We start from the raw sequence: 11,727 nt of genomic DNA on the forward strand, positions 1-11,727 counted from the left end.
ATGTACGAACACGACGTACTCGTAGTCGGTGCAGGCGGTGCCGGCCTCCGTGCGGCCATCGCGGCGCACGAGGAAGGCGCGGACGTGGCGCTCGTCACGAAACTCCACCCGGTTCGCTCCCACACGGGCGCGGCCGAGGGCGGTATCAACGCCGCGCTGCGGAACGGCGACTCGTGGCAAGACCACGCGTACGACACGATGAAGGGGTCGGACTACCTCGGTGACGCCCCCGCCGTCGAAACGCTCGCGCAGGACGCCCCTGAGAACGTCATCCAGCTCGAAAACTGGGGGATGCCGTTCAGTCGCGAGGACGACGGCCGCGTCAGCCAGCGGCCGTTCGGCGGTCTCTCCTTCCCCCGCACCACGTACGCGGGCGCGGAGACCGGCCACCACCTCCTCCACACGCTCTACGAACAGGTCGTCAAGCGCGGCATCGAGGTGTACGACGAGTGGTACGTCACGAACCTCGCCGTCACGGACGAGGACGACCCGAACGAACGCAGCTGTCACGGCATCGTCGGCTACGACGTGCAGACCGGCGAACTCGCGGGCTTCCGCGCGAACGACGGCGTCATCCTCGCGACCGGCGGGATGGGGCAGGTGTTCGACCACACCACGAACGCGGTCGCGAACACCGGAGACGGCGTCGCGATGGCGTACCGCGCGGGCGTCCCGATGGAGGACATGGAGTTCATCCAGTTCCACCCGACGACGCTCCCCTCGACGGGCGTCCTCATCAGCGAGGGCGTGCGCGGCGAGGGCGGCATCCTCTACAACACGGAGGGCGAACGCTTCATGTTCGAGTACGGGTACGCGACCAACGACGGCGAACTCGCCAGCCGCGACGTGGTCGCGCGCGCCGAACTCACGGAAGTGAACGAAGGCCGCGGGTTCGAGGACGAGTACGTGATGCTCGACATGCGTCACCTCGGCGAGGAACGCATCCTCGACCGCCTGGAGAACATCCTCCACCTCGCGGAGGACTTCGAGGGCGTCGACGGCCTCGAAGAACCGATGCCCGTCAAGCCCGGCCACCACTACGCGATGGGTGGTATCGAGACGGACGAACACGGCCAGACGTGCATCGACGGCCTCTATGCCGTCGGCGAGTGCGCGTGCGTGAGCGTGCACGGCGGGAACCGCCTCGGCGGGAACGCCCTCCCCGAACTCATCGTGTTCGGGAAGCGCGCCGGCTCGCACGCCGCCGGCCGCGACCTCGGCGAACCCAAAATCGAGACCGGGAAACCCGCGAACCCCGAACTCGAAGACCTCGACACCACCGCCTCCCTCGGCACCGTCGGCGACGACGAAGCCGCCGCGGACGGCGGACTCGCCGCGGAAGACCCCGAAACCGTCGTGGACGCCGCCGTCGAACGCGAGGACGAGCGCATCACGCGCCTCCTGGAGAAGGACGAAGGCACCCAGCACGCCGAAATCCGCTCCGACATCCAGAAGACGATGACCGCGAACGTCAACGTCTTCCGGGAGGAGGACGCGCTCGAAGAGACGCTCCACGACATCCGGGACGCCCGGGAACGCTACGAGGACGTGTACGTCGCCGACAAATCCCGGACGTTCAACACCGACCTCCAGCACACCCTCGAAACCCGGAACATCCTCGACATCGCCGAAGCCCTCACCATGGGCGCGCTCGCCCGCGACGAGTTCCGCGGCGCACACTGGCGCAAGGAACACCAGGAGCGCAAGGACGACGAGTGGCTCAAACACACCATGGTCTCCTGGAACGACGGCCAGCCCGAACTCTGGTACCGCCCCGTCATCCTCGACGGCGAAAACAAGACCTACGAACCCAAAGAACGGTCTTACTAACCCACTTTTTCTCGTGAGGGGGTCGCTTCGCGACCCCCTCCGGAAAAACCTGGAGGGAAAAATGCTCGCTCGCTCCGCGAGCGAGTGAATCGCGGCGCGACGCGCCGCGAATGCCGGCGTTTATTTTGCTATTTGTGCACTCCGAGCGTTCAAGTACGATAGCGCGGCCAGCGGTCGGTATGTCCTGAGTAGTGGGGCGCGCCGCACTCGCGAAAGTCGGGGACGGCCGGCGCGCTCGCAGAAGTCCTCGTGTTCGCCCTAGAACGTCTGCACGCCGTCCTCGGTGACGACGCGGTCGAGGAGGCGGGTCGGCGTCTCGTCGTACGAGGGGTTCGCGACCTCGAACCCCTCCGGGGGTTCGCGGATGACTTCGCTGGCGGTGCGGAACTCGTTCTCGAACCGGAACCCCTCGCTATCGACGATTTTCGCGCTCGACCCCGCCACCGTAACGGGCGTGTCCGTGTCGTTCGCGGTCGCGCAGAGCGGGTACGTTCCGACGCGGTTGTAGAGCGTGTCGTCCACGATGCAGTCCATCCCGACGAGCACCTCGTCGCAGTCGTCGAGGTAGTAGCCCGCCGCGCCGTCCACGATGAGCGTCGGCGTGACGCGGTCGATCTCCGCGAGCACGCGCGCCGCCTTCCGGCCGAGATGACGCGGCCGGGCCTCCGTGACGTACACGTCGAGGTACGTTCCGTCCTCCGCCGCGAGCTCGATGGCCTCCAGGACGGTCGTCGAGTAGTCGTGCGTCAGGATCGTCGCGCCGTCGTCGAGGTCGTCCGCGACCTGTTCTGCGGCCGCGTGTTTCGCCGATTCGACGCGCTCGACCACGCGCTCGACCGCCGCGCGCGTCGCCTCTTTCGCGTCCTCAACGGACTCGGGGTCGGCGTCGTGAATCGCGTCCACGATTTCGCGCTGCGTCGTGACGAGACTCGCGTGCGAGGGGCTGGCTCGCCGGAGCGCGCGGCTGTTCCGCTCCAGCGCCCGCACGTACTCCTCCACGGTCGGAAACTCCTGGTCGTCGAGTTCGCGGAGCGCCCGCGCGGCCTTCACGGCGACGACCGAGGAGGAGTGCGTTCGCATCTCCCGAATCTCCTCGGCGGTCTCGTCTATCATACTCGGGGCGTCGCCGCCGCGGGGGAAATGCGTTTCGCCACGCGGCCCCAGCATCGGGTATGGCCGACGTGACGTACTACTGTCCGCGCTGTGAGACGCTCGCCACTGTCGAGCGGGACGCCTACCTCGCCGACAAGTCGGTGACGCCGTACCCATTGGAGGGCTGGTCGTACGACCCGCCCGGCGCGCTCCCCGACGCTGACGCCGCCGGAATACGGTTCGTCTGCGGGGAGAGCGAGGGCGTCGAGTGGAGCGCGGACGGCTGCGGGGAGCCGTTCTACCTGAACTTCGTTCGGCACGACGACGGACGGGAAGTCGAGTCGGAACCGGAGTCGGAGTTCGTCGAACTGAACGTCGGGCCGAGCGAGCCGCGCGGCCCGCAGGGCCCGGGCGGCCCTACCCCTTGATGTTGCAGACGGGGAAGGTTCGCGCGACCTTGTCGCCGATGCCGAGGTCGTCGGAGACCCGGATGACTTCGTCCACGTCCTTGTAGACGCCGGGCGCTTCCTCCGCGATGGTCTCGCCGCTCTGCGCCTTCACGTAGATGCGGTCGTGTTCCTCCAGTCCCGTCTGCACGTCGTCGGCGTCGAACTGCTGTTTCGCGCGAGTGCGACTCATCAGGCGGCCCGCGCCGTGCGCGGTGGAGCCGAACGTCACGTCCAGGGAGTCCGCGCCGCCGCGGAGCACGTAGCTCCCCGCGCCCATACTCCCCGGGATGATGACCGGCTGACCGACGTCGCGGTACGCGGGCGGGACTTCTTCGCGGCCCGCCGGGAACGCGCGCGTCGCGCCCTTCCGGTGGACGTAGAGTTCGCGCTCCGCGCCGTCGACGGTGTGCGTCTCCTTCTTCGCGATGTTGTGCGCCACGTCGTAGAGGAGTTCCATCCCGAGTGCTTCCCACGAGGTGTCGAACACGTCCGCGAACACCTCCCTGGTCTGGTGCATGATGAGTTGGCGGTTCACCCACGCGAAGTTGATGGCGGCGCACATCGCGCCGTAGTACTCGTCGGCGAGCGCGCTCCCGGCGGGCGCGGCGGCGAGGTTCTTGTCCGGGAGGCTGTCGAGGAAGTCCGGGTGTTCGTCCTCGATGCGCCGCAGGTAGTCCGAACACACCTGGTGGCCGAGGCCCCGCGACCCGCAGTGGATGAGCACGACGAGTTGGTCTTCTTCGAGGCCGTACGAGTCTGCCACGTCGTCTCGGAAGACATCGGTGACGCGCTGGACTTCGAGGAAGTGGTTCCCGGAGCCGAGGCTCCCGATCTGGTTCGCGCCGCGGTCTTTCGCCTTCTGACTCACCGCGCTCGGGTCGGCGTCCGGCCGCCGCCCCTCGTCCTCGCAGTGTTCGAGGTCGTCGGGCACCGCGTACCCCTCGCGGAGCGCCCACTCCATGCCGTCCTCCAGAATCTCCTCGACCGCGCTGTGACTGGAGTCCACGACGCCGCCGCCGCCGAGGCCCGTGGGGACGGCGTCGAACAGCGCGTCCACGAGTTCCTCCTCGCGGCCCGCCACGTCCTCATAGGTGAGGGTCGTCTTCACCATCCTGACGCCGCAATTGATGTCGAAACCCACGCCTCCAGGGCTGATGCAGCCGTTTTCGGCGTCCATCGCGGCGACGCCGCCGACCGGGAAGCCGTAGCCCTGGTGGCCGTCCGGCATGCAGAGCGCGTTCGTGACGACGCCGGGGAGGTGGGTGACGTTCGCTATCTGGTCGAGCGTGTCGTCGTCTTTGATGTGTTCGAGGAGTTCCTCGCTGGCGAGCACGCGCGCGGGAACGTTCATGCCGTCCTCCTGGGGGAGTTCCCAGACGTGTTCGCGGACGCGTTCGAGGGTGCGGCCGTCGGCGTCGAACGTGGTCATACTCGTCGGTGGGGCCGGGACGGAAGAATACGTTTCGTCCTACACGTCGAAGACGACGTACGCTCGCCAGCCCGTTTCGGTCTCCGCGACGTCCATCTCGGAGTACGTGACGGCCTTCAGGTCGCGGGCGTGCACGTCCGCGAGCGGGACGCCGCGCGCGCTCCCGGTGAGCCGGTAGCCGTCCGCGGTGTCGGTGACGGTGGCGGCGTTGTCCACGGGGAGGACGCCGCGCACGTCGCGTTCGTAGATGAGGCGGTCGAGGTAGTCGTAGAGCAGGCGTTCGCGCGAGTTCGCGGTCTCCGCGACCTTGAAGCGCTCGCCGCCGTCGGGAACGTCCTCGCACATCGCGGCCGCCATGCCGTCCGCGGCGGCGGCGAACGCGTCGCCGAGCGTCTCCCCGCCGGCTTCGACGGCGACGTCGGCGGTGTGTTCGCGGAGTTCGTACATCTACTCGTCGTCTGAGAGCGCGTCCGCCATGTCGCTTCCGGTGAGCCGCGAGAGTTCCTCCTGTGAGAGGCCTTCCGTGTCGTCGCCGGCGACGGCGACGCCCGTGGTGACGACGGCGCGCATCCCCTCCTCGACGGTCATGTCCACGTCCATGATGCGTTCTTCGGGGATGTGCGCGAGGAACCCGCCCATGACCGGGTTCGGGGCGAGCGGGAGGAAGAGCGTGCGGAGTGTGTCGTCGCTCGCGGCGTTCCGGAGCGGCTTCGGCGTGCGCGTGGTCTCGAACCCGAGCGTGTACGTGCCCTCGTGGGGGTACTCGACGAGCTTCACTTCCTGGAAGTTGTTCGCGTCGGATTCGAGCATCACGTCGCTCATCTGCCGGAAGCTCTTGTACACCGCGCCGATGCCGGGGACGCGCTCGACGAGTTTGTCGAAGTACGCGATGGCTTTCTGGCCGTACGAGAACGAGGCGGTGAACCCGACGGCGAAGATGACGGCGACGAGCAGGACGACGGCGGTGAGTTCGATGAGGAGCGTGGACGCGAACGGCGCGACGTCCGCCTGCAGCATCGCCTCCCGCACGGGTCGCAGCATGTCCTCGAACACGCCGATTGCGGCGGTGAGGACGTAGATGGTGATGAGGAGCGGGATGATGACGGCGACACCGGTGAGCGCCGCTTCCCGGACTTTCGCGTAGGCGTTCTCCCCGGCTTCTTGCACGCGATCCGGCGGCGGCATCGAGTCGGCGGACATGTACCTCTCCCAACGCCGCGGGGTGCCGAAAGGATTGTGGCAGGGGGACGGTGGAATTATATTCGACTACGGCGTACGCGTGGGTAGTGAGCGTCACCGTCGAGAAGCGCGTCGTTCCCCGGGGCGACGACGACTACCTCCAGGAGGCCTGGGAGTTGAAGGAGGAGATTCGGGAGGACGAAGCCCTCCTGAAGCAGCGGTGGCGGTTCTTCGCGGACGCCTACGAGCGCGCGACCGTGTACGCGTACGTCGCGGGCGACGACACGCTCGTCGGGTTCGCGGCCGCGCGCCGCGACGGCTACATCCTCTTCCTCGCGGTCTCGCCCGACTATCGCGGCGAGGGGTTCGGGGAGCGCCTCGTCGCGGCGGTTGCGGAGGACGCGGAGACCGTGTCGTGTCACGCCCGCGCGTCGAACGAGAACGCGCTCGCGTTCTACAAGCACCTCGGGTTCGAGGTGGAGCGCCGCATCGAGAACTACTACGAGGACGGCGGCACCGCGTACTACCTCCGTCTCGGGGAGCGCGGGAAGTTCCGGGACAAACTCAGCGAGTTCCTGCGGCGGTAACGACACGTCTTTTACAGCGGCCGCGGTAGGGTTCGAGAAGTATGGAGGAGCGGACGCGAGCCTACCTGCGGGGCCGGTTCCGGGACTACTACCGGAACGTGAGTCTGTCGCCGCCGCCGGGCGCGGACGACCGCGAGTGGGGGTACATCCCGTGGACGTCCGGCCCGGACACGACGATGGTTCGGCATAAGTCCCTGCTCGACCTCGGCGACCTCGACGAGTTCGCGCGCCGGGAGCGCCCGCGCCACGTCTACTTCTCCGCGGGCTACTACGACGAACCGAGCGCGAGTTCGATGGACGCGAAAACGTGGCGGGAGTCCGACCTCGTCTTCGATTTGGACGCCGACCACCTGCCGAACGTGACGCTCGGCGAGGACTCCTACGGCGAGATGCTGGCGAAGTGCAAGGACGCGCTCTACCGCCTCCTCGACTTCCTCGACCGCGACTTCGGGTTCGACGACCTCGAACTCGTGTTCTCGGGCGGCCGCGGTTACCACGTCCACGTCCGCGACCCCAGCATTCGGGGGTTGGAGCGCGAGCAGCGCCGCGAGGTCGTGGATTACGTGCTCGGGAACGGCCTCGAACTCGACTCGCTCGTTCGGGAGGAGACGGTGAGCGGCGTCGGCCTGAAGAACCCGACGACGAAGCGCACGCTCCCGACGGACGGCGGGTGGGGGCGGCGCGCGGTCGACCACATCAGCGCGTTCGTGGACGACCTCCTCGAACTCGACGAGGAGGAGGCCGTGTATCGGTTGCAGACGTTCGACGGTATCGGCGAGAAGTCCGCGCAGGCCATCTACAACGTCCTCGAAAACAACACGGCGGAGGTCAAGGCGGGGAACGTGGACGTGCATCCGGCGTTCCTGAAGCTCGCGCGGAAGCTCGTCGCGGAGGCCGTCGAAGACCAGCAGGCCGCCATCGACGAACCCGTGACGACGGACACCCACCGCCTGATTCGGTTCCCGGGCACGCTCCACGGCGGGAGCGGCCTCGCCGTCCAGCGGCTCTCCCGGGCGGAGTTGGACGACTTCGACCCGCTCGTGGACGCCGTCCCCGAGACGTTCGTCGGGCACGACATCACGGTGGAGGCGACGCGGGAGTACGAGTTCTCCCTGCTGGGCGAAACGTTTAGTGTGGAGCCGGGCGTGGTGTCGCTACCTGAGTACGCGGGCATCTTCCTGATGGCTCGCGGGTGGGCGGAGAAAGGCCAAGAATGAACTTAGAAGACCTCCGCGCGGTGCGCTCGCGCGAACGCGCCTCGGACAGCCTCCAGGATCTCCGCGACTCCTTCTACGAGGAGGTCGCGGACTACATTCAGTCGCGGAAGGACGAGCGCGAGCGGGCGGCCGAGGCGGCCGACGACCCCTTCTCCTCCGGGGAGGTGCAGACGCTCACCGACGAGATAGAGACGGCGGAGCAGGTCGCGGAAGCCATCTACGAGCGCCGGATGGGGAAGCTCGTGAAGCAGGCGAGCCTCGCGGCCGCGGGCATGACGGGCGACACGGAGGGGTTGACGAACGAGGAGCGCCGGCTGTACGACGACCTCGTCGCGCGCATCGAGGAGAACAAGTCTCACGTCCTCGACGTGCTCGCCGGCGAGGCCGACGCGCGCGAGGAACCCGCGTCCGCGAGCGGCGACGCGACTCCCGACCCCATCGACGCGTCCCACGCGAACCCCGACCCGGGCGACGGCCCCGAACCCGACCGGGACGCGGCCGATACCGGCGAGCCGACGCCGTCCCCGGAGCCGGATGAGTCGAGCGCCGCGGCGGCGATGGGCGGCGGTCTCGACGCGCCCGAGGAGTCGCCGTCTCCGGACGGGGCGAGCGGCGACGAAATCGCGGACGGGGACGACGAGGGGGACGCGGGCGCGGAGCGGACGACGGTTCGCATCACGCGGGACGTGGGTGACGTGTTCGGCGTGGACGAACGCCAGTACTCGCTTGAAGCCGAGGACGTGGTCGTGCTCCCGGAGGAGAACGCGAAACCGCTCGTGGAGAAGGACGCCGCGGAAGAACTCTAGAACGTCGTCAGTTCGCCGTCGATGACGCGTTCGGTGATGTCCGTGACGTGTTCGAGGTGGTGGTCGATGCGCTCGCGGACGTCGTCCTCGATGTCTTCGATGTCGGTGTCGTCGGTGGTGACGAGGTGGGCGTCCGCGACGTGTGGTTCGTCGATGGGGCGGCCGATCTGACTGAGGAGGCGGATGCGGAGGTCGCGGATGCCGTCTACCTCGTGCACCACGTCGTGCGCGATTTCGGTGGAGAGGAGGTTGTATATCTTCCCGATGTGGTTCACGGGGTTCTTCCCGGAGGTGGCTTCCATGCTCATCGAGCGGTTCGGCGTGATGAGGCCGTTCGCGCGGTTCCCGCGGCCCACTGAGCCGTCGTCGCCCTGTTCGGCGCTGGTGCCGGTGGTGGTGAGGTAGATGGAGCCGTCCTCGTAGTCGTCTGCGGTGTTGACGTGGACGGTCACCTCGCGGTCGGTGTACTCGGCGGCGAGGTCGGCGACGAACTCGCGGATGGACTCCACTTCGGCCTTGTACGCGTCCATGTCGGGGACGTGTTCGTCCACGAGGGCGGCGGCGACGGTGAGGTCTATCTGGTCGCCCTCGCGCTTTCCCATGACTTTCACGTCCTGGCCGAGCGCGGGGTTCTCGTCGTGGTACTCGGTGTTGAGTCGGTACTCGGTCTGGTGGACGAGCGTCTCCGTCTCCGTGAGCGGGGCGTGGCCGACGCCGAAGCTCGTGTCGTTCGCCATCGGCACGGCCTTTCCTTCTTCGCCGAAGACGGTCTGGAGGTCGCCGGAGCCTTCACCGAGTTTCACGTCCACGATGACGTCGGTTTCGAGGTCGAGCGCGGGCAGGGTCTCGCGGAGATAGTTGCGGGCGGCGTCGAGCGCGATGGCGTCCACGGGGATGCGCTGGCCCTCGTACTCCTTCGTGGCGCGCCCGACGATGAGGACGTAGATGGGTTCGATGACTTCGCCGCCGCCGAACGCGGGCGCGGCGGTGCCGGCGACGAGCTGGGTCTCGTCCGTGTTGTAGTGGAGAACCTTCCCGACCCGGTCGAGGTAGGCCTGTGCGAGCGCCTGGGAGACGCGTTCGGCGATGCCGTCACAGATGGAGTCGGGGTGGCCGAGGCCCTTTCGCTCCACGATTTCGACTTCCTCGTCTTCGACCGCGTCCCTGTCGATGGGGCGGACGCGAATATTGCGCTCCGTCATTACCCGAGATACCCGACAGCCGCTTCTATAACTTGCGGAAACGACCGACCCCGGGAATATTCCCCGTGGTTATTCGAGGAGGAGGCCGAGGTAGGAGGTTCGAATCTGGTCGTTCGGGTCGAGGCCGAGGTCGCGGAGCACGCCGTACGCGCGCTCCCGGGCGTCCGAAATCTCGGGTTCGGACTCGACTTCGAGTTCGACCTCGACGTACTCCCCGAGGTCGCGCACGTCGTCCAGCGTCACCGTCACGCCCTCCAGCGTGTAGTACGACCGCACCTTCCGCACGCGCGCCGCCTCCGCGAACCCGAGACCGTCCAGCACCGCCCGCATCTCCGCCCCCGATTCGACGCTCGTCTCGTGTTCCTCCCGCGTCTTCGACTCGTCGTCCACGAGCGGGCCCTTGTAGGTCACGCGGGAGTCCGCGCCGTCCAGCGCCTCGCTCGGGGACTCGCCCTCGCGCACGGTCGCCTGCTCGCGCACCCGGAGCGCCTCGTCCGTCTCCGCGAAGTCCCGGTGGGGCGCGTCGAAGTACGTGTCCTCCTGCACCACCGTCTCCCCCGCGCCCGCGCCCCGCTCGTTGAGTTCGCGGCGCACGCGCTCGTGGGTCGCCTCCACCTTCACCTCGACTTCGTACATACCCCGTGGTCGCGGCCGTGCCGCCGAAAGCCTGCCGACTCCGGACGGCTCCCGAGACCTATACGCGTCACATAGCAGGGCTCTTCCCCGTTCCGCGGCCTTCCACGCGTGTCGTGACTCACTCCACGCACCCGGCCGGCACCGGTGACGCGATTCCCCCGCTGCGCGCGCAGACGGTGCGCTCGACCGACGGCCCCGCCCGCTGCACGCTCTCGCCCGCCGACGCGAGCGACGACGAGCGCACGACCGCCTGGCTGACGGTGAACGCGTCCGTCCTGCGTTCGCTCGACGAGTTCCGGTAACGCACCGGAACCGTGCTTCTTAAGGATAGAACGGCAGTCCATTGGGGTATGAGCGACGAAACCGAGGCCGACACGGCCGACGAATCCGCCGAAGGACTGCAGGAAGGCGACTTCATCGAACTCGCCTACACCGCCCGCACCGTCGAGGGCGGCGAACTCGTCGACACGACCGACGAGGAAGTCGCGGAAGAGGAAGGCGTCGACACCGAAGAACAGAACTTCGCGCCCCGAACCATCATCCTCGGCGAAGGCCACATCTTCGAACCCGTCGAGGAGGACATCGTCGGCAAGGACGTCGGCGACGAGGGGAGCGTCGTCGTCGACCAGCCGTTCGGCGAGTACGACGAGGAACAGGTTCGCACCGTGAAGTCGGACAAGATTCCCGAGGACTCCCGGTTCCCCGGCGCGCACGTCGATATCGACGGCGAGCACGGTCACGTCGAAACCATCGTCGGCGGCCGCGCCCGCGTCGACTTCAACCACGCGCTCGCCGGCCAGGACGTCGAGTACGACTACGAGATTCTCGGCGAGGTCACCGACCGCCTGGAGAAGGCCCAGGGCCTCCTCTCGATGTACTTCGACGTCGACCTCGACATGCACCTCGAAACGGACGAAGTCGAGGAGGACGTCGAGAACGACGAGGGCGAGACCGAAACGGAGACGGTCGAGAAGGAGACGCTCTACATCGACCAGAACCCCCAGCTCCAGTTCAACCAGCAGTGGATGATGGGTAAGCAGCAGATCCTCCAGCAGGTCATCGACCAGCTCGACATCGACCGCGTCATCGTCCAGGAAGTCATCGACGGCTCCGGCATGGGCGGCATGATGGGCGGCATGGGCGGTATGATGGGCGGCGGCGCAGGCGGCGAAGACCTCGGCGACATCGAGGACGCGCTCGAAGACGCCGACGTGGACGCCGACGAAATCGCGGAAGAGCTCGAAGCCGAAGAGCTCGAAGAGTAAGTGAAGCCGCAGGCTTCGCTGGACGAACGAGCGCC

Annotated in this window: 13 protein-coding genes; 7 read left to right on the top strand and 6 right to left on the bottom strand. The window is 67.6% G+C overall.

What is annotated here, in order from left to right; translation table 11 throughout:
- Positions 1-1,830, top strand: a complete 1,830-nt coding sequence (locus LI334_RS04835) for an FAD-binding protein (RefSeq protein ID WP_227262041.1) — start codon at positions 1-3, stop codon at positions 1,828-1,830.
- A 258-nt stretch (positions 1,831-2,088) separates the two neighbouring features.
- On the opposite strand, the gene LI334_RS04840 is transcribed toward LI334_RS04835, so the two are convergent.
- The gene (locus LI334_RS04840; RefSeq protein WP_227262042.1) at positions 2,089-2,943 is read right to left on the bottom strand and encodes a translation initiation factor eIF-2B; all 855 of its coding nucleotides are present in this window, start codon (positions 2,941-2,943) and stop codon (positions 2,089-2,091) included.
- A gap of 59 nt (positions 2,944-3,002) precedes the next feature.
- Here LI334_RS04840 and LI334_RS04845 point away from each other — a divergent pair, with 59 nt between their 5' ends.
- Complete coding sequence (locus LI334_RS04845) at positions 3,003-3,350, top strand: hypothetical protein (RefSeq protein ID WP_227262043.1); 348 nt, start codon at positions 3,003-3,005, stop codon at positions 3,348-3,350.
- Here the strand turns inward: LI334_RS04845 and LI334_RS04850 are convergent.
- The 3 genes from LI334_RS04850 to LI334_RS04860 are packed head-to-tail and all read right to left on the bottom strand — an operon-like array spanning position 3,340 to position 6,000.
- Positions 3,340-4,800: an RtcB family protein gene (locus LI334_RS04850; protein ID WP_227262044.1), complete on the bottom strand. Its 1,461-nt coding sequence runs from the start codon at positions 4,798-4,800 to the stop codon at positions 3,340-3,342. The genes LI334_RS04845 and LI334_RS04850 overlap by 11 nt on opposite strands.
- Before the next feature lie 39 nt (positions 4,801-4,839).
- Complete coding sequence (locus LI334_RS04855) at positions 4,840-5,247, bottom strand: archease (protein WP_227262045.1); 408 nt, start codon at positions 5,245-5,247, stop codon at positions 4,840-4,842.
- Positions 5,248-6,000, bottom strand: a complete 753-nt coding sequence (locus LI334_RS04860) for a DUF502 domain-containing protein (protein ID WP_227262046.1) — start codon at positions 5,998-6,000, stop codon at positions 5,248-5,250.
- Between the two features lie 86 nt (positions 6,001-6,086).
- Here LI334_RS04860 and LI334_RS04865 point away from each other — a divergent pair, with 86 nt between their 5' ends.
- From LI334_RS04865 to LI334_RS04875, 3 genes are read left to right on the top strand one after another with little or no spacing between them, the layout of a single operon-like run.
- A complete protein-coding gene (locus LI334_RS04865) occupies positions 6,087-6,566 on the top strand; it encodes a GNAT family N-acetyltransferase (protein ID WP_227262047.1) in 480 nt (159 codons plus the stop codon).
- A gap of 41 nt (positions 6,567-6,607) precedes the next feature.
- Entirely contained in the window at positions 6,608-7,783 is a 1,176-nt protein-coding gene (priS, locus tag LI334_RS04870; RefSeq protein ID WP_227262048.1) for a DNA primase small subunit PriS, read from the top strand.
- Positions 7,780-8,589 carry a DNA replication complex subunit Gins51 gene (locus LI334_RS04875; RefSeq protein ID WP_227262049.1) on the top strand — a complete coding sequence of 270 codons (810 nt, stop codon included), beginning with the start codon at positions 7,780-7,782 and terminating at the stop codon, positions 8,587-8,589. Before priS ends, LI334_RS04875 begins: the two co-directional genes overlap by 4 nt.
- On the opposite strand, the gene LI334_RS04880 is transcribed toward LI334_RS04875, so the two are convergent.
- Positions 8,586-9,791: a methionine adenosyltransferase gene (locus tag LI334_RS04880; RefSeq protein WP_227262050.1), complete on the bottom strand. Its 1,206-nt coding sequence runs from the start codon at positions 9,789-9,791 to the stop codon at positions 8,586-8,588. The two genes, LI334_RS04875 and LI334_RS04880, sit on opposite strands and share 4 nt — an antisense overlap.
- A gap of 69 nt (positions 9,792-9,860) precedes the next feature.
- Positions 9,861-10,427, bottom strand: coding sequence for a class IV adenylate cyclase (cyaB, locus tag LI334_RS04885; RefSeq protein WP_227262051.1), 567 nt, complete (start codon positions 10,425-10,427; stop codon positions 9,861-9,863).
- Positions 10,428-10,540: 113 nt separating this feature from the next.
- Between cyaB and LI334_RS04890 the strand changes: the two genes are divergently transcribed.
- Together LI334_RS04890 and LI334_RS04895 are read left to right on the top strand one after the other, a co-directional pair.
- The gene (locus LI334_RS04890; protein ID WP_227262052.1) at positions 10,541-10,729 is read left to right on the top strand and encodes a DUF7511 domain-containing protein; all 189 of its coding nucleotides are present in this window, start codon (positions 10,541-10,543) and stop codon (positions 10,727-10,729) included.
- Between the two features lie 48 nt (positions 10,730-10,777).
- Complete coding sequence (locus LI334_RS04895; protein WP_227262053.1) at positions 10,778-11,692, top strand: FKBP-type peptidyl-prolyl cis-trans isomerase; 915 nt, start codon at positions 10,778-10,780, stop codon at positions 11,690-11,692.
- The last annotated feature ends 35 nt before the right edge of the window (positions 11,693-11,727 follow it).

Source organism: Salarchaeum japonicum, assembly GCF_020614395.1.
Classification (GTDB): Archaea; Halobacteriota; Halobacteria; order Halobacteriales; family Halobacteriaceae; genus Salarchaeum; species Salarchaeum japonicum.